The 271-nt window shown below is 41.3% G+C and carries 1 protein-coding gene; it reads right to left on the bottom strand.

Annotation, left to right across the window (positions count from 1 at the left end; translation table 11 throughout):
• Positions 1-17: 17 nt before the first annotated feature.
• A partial coding sequence (locus FLQ44_RS14375; protein WP_206208893.1) for an acyl-CoA dehydrogenase family protein occupies positions 18-271 on the bottom strand: 254 nt, incomplete at its 5' end.

Raw genomic sequence — 271 nt, 5'->3', positions numbered from 1 at the left:
ATTTATCGTACCAAAATTTATCCCAACGGTAGATGGCGGTATTGGTGAGGCATATAAGTTGCTTTTTGTTCATCCGTACCAAATTGCATGATGGTGTTCATACAGCCCATGCTTAAACCTGGGTACATCGTGAATGACCAGTTTGCAGTTCCCATCATTTCTGATTTAATCAGATTTAAAGACATTGGTAAGCCCTGACCACCAAACTCTTCTGGGTACGACAAACCTTGCCAGCCACCTTGAACGAATTGATCGTAAGCTTCTTTAAATC

Origin of the sequence: Vogesella mureinivorans (assembly GCF_007644035.1) — a bacterium.
In the GTDB taxonomy this organism is placed as follows: domain Bacteria; phylum Pseudomonadota; class Gammaproteobacteria; order Burkholderiales; family Chromobacteriaceae; genus Vogesella; species Vogesella mureinivorans.
Note: the sequence above shows the minus strand (reverse complement) of the source record. Positions and strands in the feature narration are given on the sequence as shown.